This window comes from Streptosporangium sp. G12, assembly GCF_052983175.1.
In genome coordinates this window covers 154,398-169,736 of the sequence record NZ_JBRIQO010000003.1, presented here as the reverse complement: position 1 = coordinate 169,736, position 15,339 = coordinate 154,398, and the positions used below count along the sequence as shown (strand labels likewise).

11 protein-coding genes and 1 pseudogene are annotated in these 15,339 nt (G+C 72.7%); 5 read left to right on the top strand and 7 right to left on the bottom strand.

Annotated features, from left to right (window positions below):
- Window positions 1-42 precede the first annotated feature (42 nt).
- The 5 genes from ACVCAG_RS05845 to ACVCAG_RS05825 form a co-directional block, all read right to left on the bottom strand.
- The gene (locus tag ACVCAG_RS05845; RefSeq protein ID WP_440082342.1) at window positions 43-696 is read right to left on the bottom strand and encodes a TetR family transcriptional regulator C-terminal domain-containing protein; all 654 of its coding nucleotides are present in this window, start codon (window positions 694-696) and stop codon (window positions 43-45) included.
- A 111-nt stretch (window positions 697-807) separates the two neighbouring features.
- Window positions 808-2,223, bottom strand: coding sequence for an ATP-binding protein (locus ACVCAG_RS05840; protein ID WP_440082340.1), 1,416 nt, complete (start codon window positions 2,221-2,223; stop codon window positions 808-810).
- A complete protein-coding gene (locus tag ACVCAG_RS05835; protein WP_440082338.1) occupies window positions 2,220-2,927 on the bottom strand; it encodes a response regulator in 708 nt (235 codons plus the stop codon). Before ACVCAG_RS05835 ends, ACVCAG_RS05840 begins: the two co-directional genes overlap by 4 nt.
- A gap of 43 nt (window positions 2,928-2,970) precedes the next feature.
- Window positions 2,971-4,485: an NAD(P)-binding protein gene (locus ACVCAG_RS05830; RefSeq protein WP_440082337.1), complete on the bottom strand. Its 1,515-nt coding sequence runs from the start codon at window positions 4,483-4,485 to the stop codon at window positions 2,971-2,973.
- A gap of 309 nt (window positions 4,486-4,794) precedes the next feature.
- Window positions 4,795-5,697: a LysR substrate-binding domain-containing protein gene (locus ACVCAG_RS05825; RefSeq protein WP_440082335.1), complete on the bottom strand. Its 903-nt coding sequence runs from the start codon at window positions 5,695-5,697 to the stop codon at window positions 4,795-4,797.
- Between the two features lie 166 nt (window positions 5,698-5,863).
- Here ACVCAG_RS05825 and ACVCAG_RS05820 point away from each other — a divergent pair, with 166 nt between their 5' ends.
- The 5 genes and pseudogenes from ACVCAG_RS05820 to ACVCAG_RS05800 form a co-directional block, all read left to right on the top strand.
- Window positions 5,864-6,880, top strand: coding sequence for a YeiH family protein (locus ACVCAG_RS05820; protein ID WP_447189567.1), 1,017 nt, complete (start codon window positions 5,864-5,866; stop codon window positions 6,878-6,880).
- Window positions 6,881-7,003: 123 nt separating this feature from the next.
- Window positions 7,004-7,942 (top strand): pseudouridine-5'-phosphate glycosidase, encoded by a 939-nt coding sequence (locus ACVCAG_RS05815; protein ID WP_440063699.1) that lies wholly within the window; start codon window positions 7,004-7,006, stop codon window positions 7,940-7,942.
- A 7-nt stretch (window positions 7,943-7,949) separates the two neighbouring features.
- Window positions 7,950-8,900, top strand: coding sequence for a PfkB family carbohydrate kinase (locus ACVCAG_RS05810; protein ID WP_440082333.1), 951 nt, complete (start codon window positions 7,950-7,952; stop codon window positions 8,898-8,900).
- Between the two features lie 64 nt (window positions 8,901-8,964).
- Window positions 8,965-10,656: a hypothetical protein gene (locus tag ACVCAG_RS05805; protein WP_447189566.1), complete on the top strand. Its 1,692-nt coding sequence runs from the start codon at window positions 8,965-8,967 to the stop codon at window positions 10,654-10,656.
- Window positions 10,657-11,145: 489 nt separating this feature from the next.
- Window positions 11,146-12,324 (top strand): annotated as a pseudogene (locus ACVCAG_RS05800) (MFS transporter); the annotation flags it as partial.
- 94 nt (window positions 12,325-12,418) lie between these two features.
- Here ACVCAG_RS05800 and ACVCAG_RS05795 read toward each other — a convergent pair.
- Both ACVCAG_RS05795 and ACVCAG_RS05790 read right to left on the bottom strand, forming a co-directional pair.
- Window positions 12,419-14,443 carry an nSTAND1 domain-containing NTPase gene (locus ACVCAG_RS05795; RefSeq protein ID WP_440082331.1) on the bottom strand — a complete coding sequence of 675 codons (2,025 nt, stop codon included), beginning with the start codon at window positions 14,441-14,443 and terminating at the stop codon, window positions 12,419-12,421.
- Window positions 14,440-15,330: an SIR2 family protein gene (locus ACVCAG_RS05790; protein WP_440082563.1), complete on the bottom strand. Its 891-nt coding sequence runs from the start codon at window positions 15,328-15,330 to the stop codon at window positions 14,440-14,442. Before ACVCAG_RS05790 ends, ACVCAG_RS05795 begins: the two co-directional genes overlap by 4 nt.
- Window positions 15,331-15,339: the final 9 nt, after the last annotated feature.

Genomic DNA, 15,339 nt, shown 5'->3' with positions numbered 1-15,339 from the left:
AGGCCACGGTCCTCGTCGCCGTGACCGGCCTCGACGCGGGTCCTAGGAGGACTCGGCCGGCGCGTCGGGGAAGTCGGAGAGGGCGAGGCCGACCTCTCGGGCGGCGGCGACCCGGGCGTGGTGGAGCATCCTGCTCCGCGACATGTTGCCGGTGTGCAGGGTGTACCGGACCACGAGACCGTCGAGCATGCCGTCGATCCGCTCGGCCGAGCCCAGGGGGTCGTCGCAGGTGAACTCGCCCGAGGCAACGCCGTCGGAGATCACCTGGCTGAGAATCTCGATCCAGGCGCCCTCCAGCTCCAGCAGGATGGTGCGGACGTGCTCCTCGCGCACCCCGACGGCCCAGGCGTCGACCCAGAGGATCCAGCTCTGGTCGGAGCGGGAGGCCGGGATGTAGAAGCGCAGGACCCGGTCGAGGAGCTGGACGGCGGTGCCGGGGCCCGCGACGATCTCCTTCAGCCGCTGGATCTCGGAGTCGCTGGTGCTGCGGAGCATCTCGGTGATGAGATCGTCCTTGGTGGCGAAATGGTAGTGGATCAGCCCACCGCTCACGTTCGTCGCCCTGGCGATGTCGGCGACGCGGGTGCTGGCCAGCCCGCGCTCCAGCACGACCCGCCTGGCGGCTTCAAGGAGCTCCGCTCGGCGCTGGTCGGCCTGGTCGGCGCGGCTGCTGCGCGCTCCTCCTCCGCTGTGCACGGCGCAAGACTACAGCAGCGTGGGGTCACCGCCCCACTACTCCTGATTGGCCAATCAGTCAATAGTTTCGCCCCGGTCTCACCGGCCGTATCCGGTCACCGTACGAGCGGCTCACGCGCCCGCGGCGGGGGACCGGGTGGGAGAGCCGGGCAGGCGGAGGCGGGCGAGGGTGCCACCCCCGGCGGCGTTCTCCAGGTTCACCTCTCCCCCGGCGTCGCGCACGGCCTTGGCCACGATGGCCAGCCCCAGTCCCGAGCCGGGCATGCTGCGGGCCGAGGACGACCGCCAGAACCGGTCGAACACGTACGGCAGCTCCTCCTCCGGGATGCCGGGGCCGTGGTCCCTGACAGTCAGCTCGCCGTCACGCAGCCGCACGCTCACCGGATCGGCCCGGTCCGCCGAGAACTTCACCGCGTTGTCCAGCAGGTTCACCACGGCCCGCTCCAGGGCGGCCTGGTCGCCGCGCAGGTACCAGGGACTCAGCTCCACCTCGACCGCGGTGTCGGGGGCGCGCAGCCGGGCCCTGCGCACGGCCGCCTCGACGGCGTCGTGGAAGGCGACCTCGACGTGCGGCTCGTGCTCGTCCTCCGAGCGCGAGAGCTGGAGCAGGTCCCCGACGAGCGTGGACATCTCCTCGAACTGGGCCTTGAGGTTGGCCAGCAGCCTGCGCTTGGGAGCGGCGTCGAGGGGGCGTCCGGCGTTCTCGCTGCGCAGCAGCAGGTCGATGTTGGTGCGCAGGCTGGTGAGCGGGGTGCGCAGCTCGTGCCCCGCGTCGGCGATCAGCCGTCGCTGGCGCTCGCGGGACCCGGCCAGCGCGGTGGTCATCGCGTTGAAGGAGACGCCGAGCCTGGCGATCTCGTCGGTGCCCTCGACCGGGATCCTGGTGTCGAGGTCCTCGGTCCTGGCGACGTACTCGACGGCCTCGGTCAGGCGGCCGACGGGACGCAGCGCCGTACGGGAGACGAGCAGCCCGGCGGAGGCGGCGCCGAGCACGCCGAGCGCGGTGACCCCCGCGAGGATCCAGGCGAGCGCGGCGAGGGTGGAGCGGACCTCCTCCAGGGACCGGGACTCCATGACCGCGAGACCCGGGCGGACGTTCCTCGTCATCACCCGGACCTCCTCGCCCCCGTCGGTCACGCCGTTCCTCAACGCCCGCCCGCCCAGGGGGCCGTGGGTCAGGGCCAGGTCCGCCGGGGTGACCCTGACGGGGGTGGAACCCGCCACGCACCTCCCGCCGTCGGCGTAGACCAGCTGGATGGGCGGCAGGCGGGACGGCAGCCTGCGACCGGCGATCTCTCCCCGGTCTCCCGGGACCCCCGGGACTCCCTGCCCTCGCGGCCCCCCCGGACAGTACGGCCCGATCCACTCCATGCCCTGCGGCCGTCCCTCCAGCGAACCGTCCACCTGCCGCAGCAGCTCGGCCCGCACGACGAACCAGCACAGCGCCGCGCACACCGCGATCGCCAGCGCCACGGCCGCCGCCACCAGCAGGGTCAGCCGGGAGCGCAGGGAGCGGCGACCGTTCACGCGGAGGCCCGCAGCACGTAGCCGACGCCCCGGACGGTGTGGATCAGCCGGGGGCGCCCGCCGATCTCGGTCTTGCGGCGCAGGTACATGACGTAGACGTCGAGGGAGTTGGAGGACGGCTCGAAGTCGAAGCCCCACACCTCGCCGAGGATCTGCTCGCGGGTGAGCACCTGGCGGGGGTGGACCATGAGCAGCTCCAGCAGCAGGTACTCGGTGCGGGTCAGCTCCAGCGGCTCGCCGGCCCGGGTGACCTCGCGGCCGGCGACGTCCATCCGCAGGTCGCCGAAAGTCAGGACCGCGTCGTCCTCGGCCGCGGGCGCGCTCAGGGCGCCGCGCCGCAGCAGCGCCCTGACGCGCGCCAGCAGCTCGTCCAGCTCGAACGGCTTGACCAGGTAGTCGTCGGCCCCCGCGTCCAGGCCCGACACCCGGTCGCCCACGGCGTCGCGGGCGGTGAGCATGAGCACCGGCAGGTGGTTGCCCGCCGCCCTGAGCCTGCGGCAGGCGGTCAGCCCGTCCAGCCGGGGCATCATGACGTCGAGCAGGACCAGCTCGTACGGCTCCCGGTCGATCGCCTCCAGCGCCGCCCGGCCGTCCGAGGCCAGGCCGACCCGGTAGCCCTCGAACTCCAGGCTGCTCTGCAACGCCTCCCTGAGCGCGGGCTCGTCGTCCACGACCAGCACCCGCGCCGCCTCACCCTCGGCCATGGCCTCCACGGTAGACGCCCATCATGAGAGCCGGATGAACGTCTCAGGCGAGCAGCGCCATGGCGGCGTTGTGGCCGGGGATGCCGCTGACGCCGCCGCCGCGCCGGGCGCCCGCGCCGCAGAGCAGGACGCGCTCGAAGGCGGTCTCCACCCCCCACCGCCCCGGCTCCCCGTACGGCCAGGACAGGTCGCGGTGGAAGATGTGCCCGCCGGGCAGGCCCGCCTCGGTCTCCAGGTCGACCGGGGTCTTCGCCTCCAGGCAGGGCCTGCCGTCGGGGGCGCGCAGCAGGCAGTCCTCGACGGGCTCGGCGAGCACCGCGTTCATCGAGGCGAGCGTGGCGCGCAGCGCGGCCTCGTGCGCCCCCGCCGGGTCCTCCCGGAACAGCCTGGCGGGCATGTGCAGGCCGAACAGCGTCATCGTGTGGGCTCCGGCCTCGCGCAGTTCCGGGCCGAGGATGGAGGGGTCGGTCAGCGAGTGGCAGTAGACCTCGGCCGGGGGCAGCGAGGGGATCCGCCCGGCCGACGCCTCCGCGTACGCGCGGGCGAGCTGGTCGCGGCCCTCGTTGATGTGGAACGTGCCGCTGAACGCCGCCGCGGGGTCCACGCCGGGGTCGCGCAGGCGCGGCAGCCTCGAGAGCACCATGTTGACCTTGAGCTGGGCCCCCTCCGGGACGGGCCCGGCCCCTCCGAGCAGCCGGGCGAGCACGGCGGGCGGCACGTTGGCCAGGATCCGCTCGCCCGTCACCGTGTGCTCCCCGTCCGCGTCGCGGAAGGCGACCTCGCCCGAGGGGTCGACCGCGAGGACCTCGGCGCCGGTCAGGATCTCCGCCCCTGCGGCGCGGGCGGCGCCGGCGAGCGCGCCGGACACCGCGCCCATGCCGCCGACGGGGACGTTCCAGTCGCCGGTCCCGTCGCCGATCACGTGGTAGAGGAGGCAGCGGTTGGCCAGCAGGCCGGGGTCCGAGGGGTCGGCGAAGGTGCCGATGAGGGCGTCGGTGAGGACCACGCCGCGCACGGTGTCGTCGGCGAACCGCTCGTCCACCACCTCGCCGACCGGCCGCTCGAACAGGTCGCGCCAGGCCTCCTCGCCGACGAGGTTCCGCATCGCCGCCCGGTCGGCGAGGGGTTCCAGCAGCGTCGGCGCGACCCGCTCGGCCACGTCGGCGGTCATCCCGTAGAAGCGCCGCCACGCCTCCAGCTCGCCGTCGCCCCCGGTGACCCCGGCGAAGGACGCCGCGGTCCGCGCGGCGTCGCCGTTGTCGACCAGCAGCCCGGTCTCCCCCACCGGCGTGTACGAGGCGTACCGGCGGCGGCGCAGTGCGATCTTGAGGCCCAGGTCGGCGACGACCTTCGAGGGCAGCAGGCTGACCAGGTACGAGTAGCGCGAGAGCCGGGCGTCGACCCCGGGGAACGCCCGCGCCGACACGGCGAGCCCGCCGACGTGACCGAGGCGTTCCAGGACGAGGACGCGCCGTCCGGCGCGGGCGAGGTAGGCGGCGGCGACCAGGCCGTTGTGGCCGCCTCCGACGATCACGGCTTCGTAGCGAGAGCGGAGCACGAGACTTCCCGGTGAGGTGAGGTCTTCCCGATGAGGGGAGGTGAGGGGACGCGGGGCCGGGACCGCGGCCGTCAGAGACCCGTCTGCCAGTGCGGCTCGGGACAGAGCACGCTCGGCGTCTCGACCATCACCATGTGCCTCACCATATCCCGAATTCCCGAAATATCGCCGTACTGGCGGCCATAAGCGCAGCCGCACGCGCTCCACCGCCCCCACCCGCCGGCAACCGCACACGCCCCGCCGCCCTACCCGCCGGCACACCCGCCGGCAGCCGCACGCGCCCCCGACCGCACCGCGCGACCGCCCGGATCACCGCCCCTCGCGGGCGGCGGAGAGGGTGATCGTGAGGAGGGTGGCGGCGGGGCCGGTGGGGGCACGGCCCTCGCGCCAGACCGCCCGCAGCCGGCGCGTGAGGTCGATGTCCCTCGTGGGCACCTCGACCAGGCGGCCGGTGGCCAGCTCGGCCTCCACCGCGTAACCGCTGAGCACGGCGGGGGCGGCGCCCTCACGGGCGGCGCCCTTGACCGCGGCGTTGGAACCGAGCTCCAGCTTCGGGGCGGCGACGTCGTGGCCGGTGAGCGCGAGGTCCAGCGTCTCGCGGGTGCCCGACCCCCGCTCGCGGACGACCAGCGGGGTGGCGGCCAGTTCGGCGGCGAGCAGCGGGGTGCGGCGGCGCGCCCACGGGTGCCCCGGCGCGACCACCACCACGAGCCTGTCGGTGGCCACCACCCGCGACACCAGCCCGGCCGGGACCGAGGGCCCCTCCACGAACCCCAGCTCGATCTTCCCGCCGATCAGCCTCGCCACCTCGGCCGAGTTCTGCACGTCCAGGCCGACCTGGACCTGGGGCTCGCGGTCCTGGAGCTCCCCCAGCCAGCGCGGCAGCAGGTACTCGGCCACCGTCATGCTGGCGGCGATGTGCAGGTGCGCGGCCCGGCCGTGCCGTACCGCCTCCGCCCCCCGCATGAGCTCCTCCGCCGCCGCCAGCACCTGCGCGGCCCAGGCCGAGACCATCACGCCCTGCGGGGTGAGGGTGGACCCGCGCGGGGTGCGTTCCAGCAGTGGCAGCCCGAGGCGGCGTTCCAGCAGCGAGATGCGCTTGCTCACCGACGGCTGCGCGACGCCCGCGGCCCGGGCCGCCTGGCCGAGGCTGCCCAGGCGTTCCACGTCGACGAGCAGGCGCAGGGATTCGAGGTCGGGCAGCTCGCTCATAGCGCCAGGCTATGACCTTCCAGGGAGGTGATGGCTACCGGCCTCCGCGCGCCGCGCCGACACTCGGGGGATGCCCGCCTCCCCCTCCCCGCTCACGCGTTCTCCCGGCTCCGCCGCGCGCACTCCTCAGGCACCCGTACGACCGGCGCCGGCACCGAGACCCGGAGTGCTCGCGGCACTCGGAGCGCTCGCGCCGGGGCTCGGGGCCGCGGCCGTCGCGGTGGTCCTGGCGACGGCCGCGACCAGGGTCGTTCCCGGGGTGAGCGCCGCCGTGGTCGCGGTGGTCCTCGGGGTCGCGCTCACCAACCTCGGCGGCCTGCACCGGTCGCTGGCCCCCGGGCTCGGGTTCGCCGCCCGCCGGGTGCTGCGCCTGGCGATCGTGCTGCTCGGCCTGCAGATCGCGCTGCCGGAACTGCTGGCGCTCGGCTGGCGGGCGCTGGCGGTGGTCGCCGTGGGGACCGGCGTCACGTTCGCCGCGACGCGGTGGATCGGAGGCCGCGTCGGGGTGAGCCCGCGCAGGTCCCTGCTGATCGCGACCGGCGTGTCCGTCTGCGGGGCCGCGGCCGTGGCCGCCATGCACGAGGTCGCGGAGAGCGACGACGACGACGTGGCGGCCGCGGTGAGCGTGGTCGTCCTGTACGGCAGCGTCTCGATCGTCACGCTGCCCCTGCTCGCGGGGGCGCTGGGGCTGACCCCGCACCAGCTGGGCCTGTGGGCCGGGGCCTCGGTCCACGAGGTCGCGCAGGTGGCGGCGATCGGCGCGGCGGCCGGGGCGGGGGTGCTGGTGAGCGCGGTGGCCGTCAAGCTGGCCCGGGTCGTCCTGCTCGCCCCGATCGTCGGGCTCACCTCCGTCTCCCTGCGCCGTGCCGCGGCCTTCCCGCGCCGTACCGCGGCGGAACGTCCCGAGGCCGGGCGGGCGGCGCGACGCCCGCCGGTGGTGCCGCTGTTCGTCGCCGGGTTCGTCGCGGCCGTGGCGGCGCGGAGCCTGGGCGTGGTGCCGGCCGGGATCACCCGGGTGGTCCCCGATCTGACGGCGGTGCTGCTCGCGGCGGCGCTCTTCGCCCTGGGCACCGGTGTCGACCTGCGGAGGCTCGTGCGGGGTGGGCGTTCGCTGCTCCTGGGCGGGATCGCCACGGTCATCATCGGCGGGATCTCACTGTTCGGAGTGCTGGTCATTGGCTGATCTTTAAGTGGACGTCTCCCCGCAACCGCCGTAACGTGCTCTTTTTGGGGAAGACGGTGTCGTTTACACCGTTCCAAAAGCAAGCAATGATTACGACCTCGGACAAGGAGACAGAACCAGCTCATGCGTACCACCCGACAGTCCCTCTCCGGCATGCTCCGCCCCTCCAGCGAGGTGGCCGAGGCGCTGGAGCAGGGCGCCCCGATCGTGGCGCTGGAGTCCACGATCATCTCCCACGGCCTGCCCCAGCCCCGCAACCTCGAGGTCGCGGTGGAGCTGGAGCAGATCGTCCGGGAGGCCGGGGCGGTGCCCGCGACGATCGCGGTGCTGGACGGCGTGGCGCGCATCGGCCTCGACAAGAGCGAGCTGGAGCGCGTCGCCGGTGAGCGGGGGCTGCGCAAGCTGGGCTTCCGCGACCTGCCCGCCGCCGCCGCGCTCGGGGCGAGCGGGGCGACCACGGTCTCCGCCACCTCGTTCCTGGCCGCCAGGGCGGGCATCCGGATCTTCGCCACCGGCGGTCTCGGCGGCGTGCACCGCGGGTGGACCGAGAGCCAGGACGAGTCGGCCGACCTCGACATGCTGAGCCGGACCCGCATCACCGTGGTCTGCGCGGGCGTGAAGTCGATCCTGGACGTCCCGGCCACCCTGCAGCGGCTGGAGACGCGCGGCGTCACGATCGCGGGGTTCCGCACCGACGAGTTCCCCGGCTTCTACCTGCACTCCTCGGGTGAGCCGGTCGACTGGCGGATCGAGACCCCGGACGAGGCCGCGGGCATCATGCGGGCCCAGGACGCGCTCGGCGGCCCGGAGACCGCGCTGATCGTCGCCAACCCGGTGCCGCTGCCCGAACAGCTCGACCCCGAGCTGCACGACCGGGTCCTCGCCGGGGCCCTCGCCGAGGCGGAGCGGCGGCAGATCACCGGTCAGGCCATCACCCCGTTCCTGCTGGGCTACCTGGTGCGCGGCACCGACGGCGCCTCGCTCGAGGCGAACCTGGCCGCGGTGCGGGGCAACGCCCGCGTCGCCGGGCAGATCGCGGCCTCCTGGAGCCGGGGAGACTGAGGACACCGTGGCCGGAACGGGTCTGCTGGTCATCGGCGACGTGGTGACCGACGTCGTCGCACTTCACGGTGGGTCCGCCAGGAGCGGCCTGGCCGTCGGGACGGACACCGTCGCCGACATCGTGCTGCGCCCCGGAGGGTCGGGGGCGAACACGGCCTCCTGGGCCGCCCGGCTGGGCGCCGACGTGCGGATCCTGACCCGGGCCGGCTTCGACACCGCCGACTGGCACGCCGCCGAGCTACGGCGATTCGGGGTACGGCCGCACCTGCGGGTCGACCCCGACCGGCCCACCGCGGTGGTGATCGCCATGGTCGACGTGACCGGGGAGCGATCCATGCTCACCAACAGGGGCGCGGGCGGGCACATCGGCACGGGCGACTGGGACGAGAGCCTGCTCGACGGGGTGGGTCATCTCCACCTGTCCGGGTACACGCTGTTCGCCGAGCCGGGGCTCCAGCTTTCCCGGCTCGCCATGGCCGAGGCGTCCCGGCGCGGCGTCTCGATCAGCGTGGACCCGGCCTCGACCGGTTTCCTGCGCTCGTTCGGCGTCGAGCGGTTCGTCCAGGAGACCCTGACCGCCCAGCTGATCATCCCCAACCTGGACGAGGCACTGCTGCTCACCGGCGAGGCCACCGCCGAGGGGGCGGCCGAGAGCCTGAGCCTCCGCTACGGCGCGGCGGCGGTGAAGCTCGGATCCCGCGGCGCGTTGATGGCCAGGGACGGAAAGTTGGCCGCTCGGGTTCCCGCGCTCACCACCGAAGTGGTTGACTCCATTGGGGCGGGGGACGCGTTCGCCGCCGGGCTGCTCACGGCCCTGCTGAGCGGGGCCGGGGACGAGGCCGCGCTGGACGCCGGACGCCGCGCCGGGGCGGAGGCCGTGACGGTCCTGGGCGGACGTCCACGTGTCCTTCCGTCTGATTTGGGTACCAAGGAGCTTTACCCTCTTAACACCAATTGATAGCTTGCGGCGTAAGCTGCACCATTAGCCACACGCGTCACTTTGGGGAGGTTACGGTCCGCCGATGGATGCCGAGTCATCGATCTGCCTGAGTGATCTGGTCCCGGCCCTGCGCTGGAGCCGCCCCCAGCAGGTCGCCGAAGCCCTGGCCGACCCCCGGCTGCCCGCCGGCTGGTGGTCGTCGGTCACCTTGCCCAAGGCCCTCGGCGCCGCGGGGCTCGACTGGGTCTGCGACCGGCTGGCCCGGCTATCGCTGTCACGCTGGGACCATCTGCCGTTGAGCGACGTGCTGCCCGCGCTGCACGTCCACACGGTCGACCCGACCCTGCCCGGCTGGCCGGAGCCCGCGCGCTCGGCCATCGCCGGCCTGGGCGGCTGGAACCGCCTGCGCCGCCTGACCGCGGGAGACCTGAGCGGGCCCGCGACGTCCTCCCCCGAGATCGTGGTCACCGCCGTGTTCCGCGAGGTGCTCAGCCGCATCCCGGGGATCGCCGAGCACGCCGCGCCGGCCCCCGTCCACGCGCAGGTCCCGCTCCAGGAGCGGGTCCAGAACCCGGCGCAGACACCCGCGCCGCAGATCCCCGCCCAGCCGTCGGCGCCACCGTCGGCGCCACCGTCACCGCAGGAGCAGCGGCAGGCGCCGGTCCCCGAACCGGCCGCACCGGAGCCGGTCGCTCCCGGCCCGCAGGCCCTTCTCAGCGACTACCCGCTGGTCCGCCTGGTCGACAACATGTTCAGGGACTGGAGCCCGCTGGAGCGCGCGGTCGCCGTCGAACGGCTCTTCGCGGTCGACCCGATCAGCCTGCGCGCGCTCGCGCACAAGCTGAACGCCGACCGCGACGCGCTCTCGGCGGCCCAGCGCGCCGCCGAGGAACGCATCCTGCTCTGGCTGCGCTCCTCGGAGTCCGCGCCGCTCACCGGGCACATGTTCGGGCTGACCGAGTGGCTGGGCTCCGCCGCCACCAAGGACCAGCTCATCGGCGCCGACCCCGCGCACCCGATCGAGGTCCCCACCCTGCGGACCCCGTTGTGGAGGGTGCTGGTCACGCTCATGCCCGACCGGCGGCTCCAGGACGACTGGCTCGTCGTGGGCGACCTGGGCGGCCTGCGCGAACGGACCCGTCAGCTCCTGGCGGGCAAACCGATCGACAGCGACGCGCTCAGGCTCATGGAGCACCAGCTCGGCATCCGGTCCCACTCGGTCCAGGCCTGGCTGGACGCCCTCGCCGCGAGCGCCACGCAGGAGGCGGCCCCCCAGGAGAGCGCCACCGAGGCGGTCAGGCAGCTGCCGCGCCGCACCCCGGGGGCGAACGGCCACCACCACCACCGTGGCGGGCAGCCGATCCCTCAGGTGAACACCGGTGCCATCGATCCCCGCGCCGCCCTGGCCACACTGTCGGCCCTGGCGAGCGGGAACTCCAGGCCGCATCTGATCACCAGCCAGCGGGTCCCGCTGCACCCGCCCGCGAGCCCGTCGTCCGACCCGACCCGCTGGCAGCGCATCGAGGTGACCAGCGACCACCTGCGGGGCGGCCCGGTGGCCGTGCCCGAGGGGTACGCCACCCAGCTGGGCATGCGTCCCGGCACGCTGCTGTCGGTCACCGGCCCCGGCGACAACGCGGTGGTCCTGGTCTGGCGGGACCATCCCGTCTTCGACTCCCTGCAGCCTGTCCTGATGCGCCTGAACGCCCGCCCGGGCGACCAGGTCTACGTCACCGTGGACGGCTACCGCCTGGACGCCCAGCTGCCCGCGTGATTCCGGCCCCTTTCCCTCAGGACCGTTTCCACGGTCCGGGGGAAGGGGACAGGTCCGCGCCGGAGGGCGAGCCGCGAGGATGTGGCCGGGAACGCCACGAGTGGTCCGGGCGCCGGGCGACCGGCCTGAATCGCTCCGACGCCGGGCGGCGGTGACCACCGGGGCGAGGTTTCCGGCGGCGACTTCCGAATGCCGCTTTCCAGACGCGGAAATGGCCGACCATTCCCGGCTGCTCTTTTTCGGCGCTATGCTCTTGGGACTCAAGTGACTTGGTAACACCAGTGTGACCTGTTTTGCCGGACAGGCTCGCACTGTTGCCGATTCCTGCGGCTTCTTGTCAAGAAATTGTCATCGTTCGCCTAACAACGGGAGTCTGTATAGCTCTCTCCCTGAATTGCCTTGTGAGGTGTTCCCTAGAACGCGGACGGGGACGGTGGGCGACCAGGTCGCACCAGGGCCCGGGATCAGAGAGCGACGTCGAGCTAGCCGATGATAAGAATCGCCCGCGTCTGGCTGGGGATGACGTTCTCGACCGTGGGGTCACGAGCCGTGAGCGTCGCCTATCCCCTCCTGGCATTGGCACTGACCGGTTCTCCGGTGCAGGCGGGCTGGACCAGTTTCGCCCTGACCTTCCCGATCCTGGTCTTCTACATTCCGGCGGGTGTCCTGGCGGACCGGGTGGATCCGCGTTCGCTCATGCTCCTCACCGAGACCCTGCGAGGACTGACCGTCCTCAGCGTCTTCCTCGCCCTCGTCCTCGGCCGTCCGTCGCTGCCCCACCTCCTGGTGGCGGCCTTCCTCGAAGGCACGCTGTGGGTGGTCTACTCACTGGCGGAGACCGCGCTGATCTCGTCCCTCGTCCCGAGGAACCAGGCCTCCATCGTGATGGCCAGGAGCGAGACGATCTCACACATCGCGGTGCTGGCCGGCAGGCCGCTCGGAGGATGGCTCTTCGGGGTCATGCACGCGATGTCCTTCGCGGTGAACGCGGCGCTGTTCTTCCTCGCCCTCCTCTCTCCCCTCAGCGTGGCGGCCGGGAAGGGGAAGGGCCGGCCGCTGTCGCACGCGCTCCGCGAGCTGGTGGCCGGGGTGCGGAGCCTGGCGGGACGGCACCTGCTGCGGGAGATAGCCGACGGCTTCAAGGAACTCTCCCGGCACCCGTTCCTGCGCAAGGCCATGGCCCTGACCATGGTCACCAACCTGATGATCAACGCACTCATCATGATCTTCATTGCCGGGTCGGCGAACCTGCCCTCGTACCAGGTCGGCCTGGTCCTGGCCGCCGGGGGCATGGGCGGTGTGGCGGGATCGGGCCTGGCCCCCTACCTCAGGCTCGAGCCGAGAAACTTCACGCTCTTCGCCCAGCTGTGGATATGGGTGCTGGCGCTCCTCATCGCGGCGTACGGGGAGGGCCCGCTCTTCTTCGGGCTCGCGATACTGCTGACCGGGTGCACCGGGGCGCTCAGCAACGTGGCCATCAGGACCTTCGAGGTCGACACCGTCGACCAGGGCAAGCTCGGGCGGGTGATGAGCGTACACCGGCTCGTCGCGCACGGCGCCGTGTGCGTCGCCGCCCCGCTCGGCGGGATCCTGGTCGCCGTGTTCGGTATCCGGGTGGCGGCCGTCATCCTGACCTTCGTGATGTTCGTCATCGCCACAGTGGTGACGTTCGCGTCACTGCTGCGTCTCCACGCGCGGCTGGGTCTCGCCGGGACGGCCAGGAGGGTCAGGGCGACCGGTGCCCAGGTGGGCGCGCGGATGCTCACGACCGGGCGAGCAGCCGATCCGCTTCCGCCGCGAGATGGGCAGGCAGGCCGGGCGCTCGCGCCGCCCTCGCCCTCCGGGCCAGATCTGCCGCCGACGTGGCGTCACCGGCCAGGGCGTGAACCCGGGCGGCGTACAGCAACGCCGGACCGTGATCTCCCGCCTCGGCCGGCACGGCCCTGATCTCCCGTTCCGCCTCGGGGAGACGCCCCAGGAGGGCGAGCGCGAGAGCGTGGGCGGCCCGGGTGGACGGCCACTGCAGCGGCCGGACCCGGTCGAGGTCACGCAGCGCCGCCTCCGCCCGGCCGAGGCCGGCGAGGATCTCGCCCCGCGCTCGCAACGCCTCGGTGATGTTCCCCTCCCTGCCCAGGACGTCGTTGAGAACGTCGCGCGCAGCGTCGGGATGGCCGTCGTACCAGAGCGCCCAGGCGAGCTCGGTCTCGATGTTCGGGTCGTCGGGCACCCGGCGTATCGCCGAGTACAGTTCCCGGACCGCGGCCGAGGGGCGTCCCTGGGCCAGCCGCAACCGGCCGACCCCGGCGAGAAGGCCGCCGACGGCCGAGGTCGCCCCCAGCGTCTCGAAGTGGACCGCGGCGGTGCGGTAGTGGAAGACGGCCTTCTCGAAGTCCTCCCGCCGGTGCGCGACGTTGCCGAGGAAGGACTCGATCTCCGCCCGCATCCTGGTGTTGTCCCCGCACCGCGCCAGCGCCTCCTCGGCCTGCTTCGCGGCCAGGGCGAACTCCCCGTCGCGGAAGGAGAGCTCGGCGGCCCGCAGGTAGTCGTCGGGAAGGGAGCGGCTCTCGGCCCGCGCGACGACGACGTGGTCGTTCTGCAGGATCGGCTGGATGAGGCGCTCGTGCGACAACTCGCACCATCGCGTGCCGGCCTTGATGTCCTCGCGCAGGATGTGGCGGTCGACCAGCGCCCTGACCACCGCGTTCGGCATGCCCGCGGTGACGGTCTCCCCCTGGTAGACGACCTCGCGGGTGCCGAGCTCGGTGATCAGGCAGCGGCGCAGCCAGCTCCTGAGCTCGGCGACGTCATCGCCGAAGTGGTCGCGGGCCACCTCGGCGATCATCCGTTCGAAGAAGTCGGTGAGCGACCGGTCGGCGTTGGCGAACCTGCGGACGTGGTCGGAGGAGATGACCCGCACGTCCTCGGGCAGCGAGCGCCACATGGCCGAGCACACGACCTGCAGTTGGACGGGCTCGACCGCCTTGGCGTCGGCGACGACCTCCTCGCCGAGCGCCCTGCCGACCCTGATCATGCGCAGGTCGTCCACCAGGCCCCGCGCCGCGCCGGGGGCGAACGAGCGTCCCGTCCCCTCCAGCGGCCCCTCGGTCGCCCGGACCGCGGCGGCCGTGTCGAGGGCGGTCAGCGAGAACCGGTTCCTGGCCATGCCCGCCAGTTTCGGCTCGTGGGGGAGGATCGAGGCGAGGTGGTCCTCCCTGATCGAGACGAGGAGGCGCAGGTTCGGATCGTCGTCCAGCGCCTCGACGAGCTGGCTGATGAACCACTCCCGGTACGGCTGGCGGTGGGCGAAGTCACCGAAGAGCTCCTCCGCCTGGTCGATCGCGGCCAGGGTGAGGACCGGGTCACCGTACGGGTCCTGGCGGGGCGGGCGCCGGCTCAGGAACTCGCGGATCGTCAGCCCGGCCAGCCGGGTGGGCGTCTCCGAGGGGGACCACGACGACAGCAGCGCGAACACGTGCGGGTTGTGCCGCGAGAGCGCGGCGGACGGGAAGGGCGAGCCGTGCGACACCCGGCCTATCGGCAGGATGTCGGTCCTGCCCGCGTCCAGCAGCGGGAGCACCCCGGCCTGGATCAGCGAGGTCTTGCCCACCCCGGACGGCCCGTACAGCACGGTCAGGCGCCCGGCCTGCCACAGGTCGGAGACCTCGCAGGCCTCCCTGTCGCGGCCGAAGAACTTGGAACCGTCCTCGCGGCGAAAGGCCCGCAGCCCGACGTACGGCTGGCCGTCCACGTCGATCCGGTCTCGGTCGGGGCTCGCGTCAGGGGTCACGGTACCGGTCCCATCCGCCGGCGCAGCTCACGGCAGAACTCCTCCGCCGTCCCCCAGAAGATGGAGATCCGCCAGTCTTCGTAGTATCTGGCCAGCTGGCGCTGGACTTCCAGCACGTCCGCCTTCGTGCTGGCGAGAGAAGGGGCGAGCTGGACGCTCACGTGCCTGCGGCGGTTGATCCCGGGAACGGCTTTCAACAGCCCGTGGAAGAGCACCCGGAACGTCCAGTCCTGCAGGCTGTAGCCGATGAACAGCAGGGGTCTCCTGGTCAGCGCCGCGAGGATGGAGGTGGGCAGCATCCGCTGGCCGCCCGCGACGCCGTCCACCGCGAGGTTGGTGAGGAACTCCAGGTAGTCGTCCTCGGCCAGCACGATCGACGCCGGATCCTGCAGATTTCCGTGCAGGTGGTAGATGAGCGGGGCATCGGGCCTGGGATTCCAGCCCGCCTCGCTGCTGAACAGCTCCTCCGCGTAGGCCAGCCCTTTGTTCCACGGGCAGACGGCCACGTTCGGCCTTTTTCCCACCGCTTCGAGCGAGCGCAGGATGAAGTCGTCGTAGTTCGTCGTCAGGTACACCGGGAGCGGAAAGCTCGCGAGCAGGCCGTGCGGCTCCAGGGGGTCCAGGAAGTCGGGCGCGCCCCCGGCATCGAGCTCGTCGCAGATGCGCCTCTTCACATATACGGAATCCCCGTATCTCATCACCGCGAACTGCGTCACCCGGGGGAGATCATGATCGTCCTCGAAGGGATAGTCCCATCGGCGTGCCATGTCGCGGCTCAGCGCCGTCCCCGTCGGCAGAGTCCCCACGCACGCCCCGGATCCCAGAAAGGGCGTGCAGTCTCCGCTGTTCAACTGGTCGAGCAGGCGCTCCCACTCGGCCTCCCCCATGTCGTGCAC

Excerpts from the sequence above, each read along its gene's own strand:
- ACVCAG_RS05835 (WP_440082338.1), bottom strand. The coding sequence starts at position 2,927 with ATGGCCGAGGGTGAGGCGGCGCGGGTGCTGGTCGTGGACGACGAGCCC.
- ACVCAG_RS05825 (WP_440082335.1), bottom strand. The coding sequence starts at position 5,697 with ATGAGCGAGCTGCCCGACCTCGAATCCCTGCGCCTGCTCGTCGACGTG.
- ACVCAG_RS05815 (WP_440063699.1), top strand. The coding sequence starts at position 7,004 with ATGCGTACCACCCGACAGTCCCTCTCCGGCATGCTCCGCCCCTCCAGC.
- ACVCAG_RS05805 (WP_447189566.1), top strand. The coding sequence starts at position 8,965 with ATGGATGCCGAGTCATCGATCTGCCTGAGTGATCTGGTCCCGGCCCTG.
- ACVCAG_RS05790 (WP_440082563.1), bottom strand. The coding sequence starts at position 15,330 with ATGGGGGAGGCCGAGTGGGAGCGCCTGCTCGACCAGTTGAACAGCGGA.